General features: G+C 66.9%; 1 protein-coding gene. It reads left to right on the top strand.

Translation table 11 applies throughout. The features are described from left to right. The first annotated feature begins 52 nt into the window (after positions 1 to 52). A protein-coding gene (locus ACGFH9_RS30795) for an IS3 family transposase (protein WP_393226383.1) occupies positions 53 to 1287 on the top strand; the annotation gives its coding sequence in 2 pieces (ribosomal slippage) (positions 53 to 332 and positions 332 to 1287; 1236 coding nt in all). Positions 1288 to 1317 lie beyond the last annotated feature (30 nt).

Below are 1317 nucleotides of genomic sequence, written 5' to 3'. Positions count from 1 at the left end.
TGTTCCGCCCCGGGTTAGATGGAGACATCGAAACCTGGGAGGAACACCAGCGATGCCGGCACCGAAGAAGTACAACGATGAGTTGCGTGAGCGTGCGACCCGGTTGGCGGTCGAGGCCCGCCGTGATCCGGCGTCCGCGGTCGGAGCGATCCGGCGGATCGCTGGTCAGCTCGGGGTCCATCCGGAGGCATTGCGCACGTGGGTGAAGAAGGCCGAGACCGATGCCGGTGACCGTCCGGGCACCACCAGCAGCGACGCCGAACGCCTCGCCGCCCTCGAACGGGAGGTGCGCGAGCTGCGGCGGGCGAACCAGATCTTGAAGTCCGCGGCGTCTTTCTTCGCGGCGGAGTTGGACCGTCCGTCGCGATGAAGGTCGAGTTCGTCGACTCCCAGCGGGAGCGACACGGTGTCCAGCCGGTCCTGCAGGCACTCGAAGACACGCCAGCACAGATCGCACCGTCGACCTACTACGCCGCCAAGACCCGCCCGGCCTCGGCCCGCTCCCGGCGTGATGAGGAGCTGACCGCGATGATCGAGCAGGTTCACGCAGCCAACTACGGTGTCTACGGCGCTCGCAAGGTGTGGCACGAGCTGCGCCGACGCGGTGTGCGAGTGGCCCGGTGCACCGTGGAGCGGTTGATGCGTGAGTCCGGGCTGCGCGGGCTGCTGCGCGACAAGTCGCCGCGCACGACCCGGCCGGCAGCCGAGACTGGCCGCCCGGGTGACCTGGTCAAACGGGACTTCACCGCCGTGCGACCGAACCAGCTGTGGGTCGCGGACCTGACCTACGTGCGCACAAGTGTGGGCTGGGTGTACGCCGCGTTCGTCCTCGACGTGTACTCCCGCATGATCGTCGGCTGGCAGGTATCCACGTCGCTCTACACGGATCTGGCGCTCGACGCGCTGAAGATAGCGATCTGGCGCCGCGAGAACCAGGGCGCTGACCTGGGCGGACTCGTGCATCACTCGGACCGGGGAGTCCAGTATCGAGCGATCCGCTACACCCAGCGGCTCGCCGAAGCCGGCGCCGTTGCCTCAGTCGGCTCCAAGGGCGACTCGTACGACAACGCCATGGCCGAGGCGTTCAACTCCCTGTACAAGGCCGAACTCGTCCGCAACCGAGGCCCGTGGCGTGAACTCGACGACCTGGAGATGGCCACCGTCGAGTACATCGACTGGTACAACAACCGCCGCTTGCACGGCGAACTCGGACACGTCCCACCCGCCGAGCACGAGCAACTACACGCGATGACCCATCCGGTCACCGCGTCCCTGAAAACCAGCTAACCAACTCTCCATCAAACCCGGGGCTTGACA

It is taken from the genome of Micromonospora sp. NPDC049102, assembly GCF_043197485.1.
In the GTDB taxonomy this organism is placed as follows: domain Bacteria; phylum Actinomycetota; class Actinomycetes; order Mycobacteriales; family Micromonosporaceae; genus Micromonospora.
The sequence above is the reverse complement of the archived record's forward strand: the minus strand, read 5'-3'. Positions and strand labels throughout refer to the sequence as shown.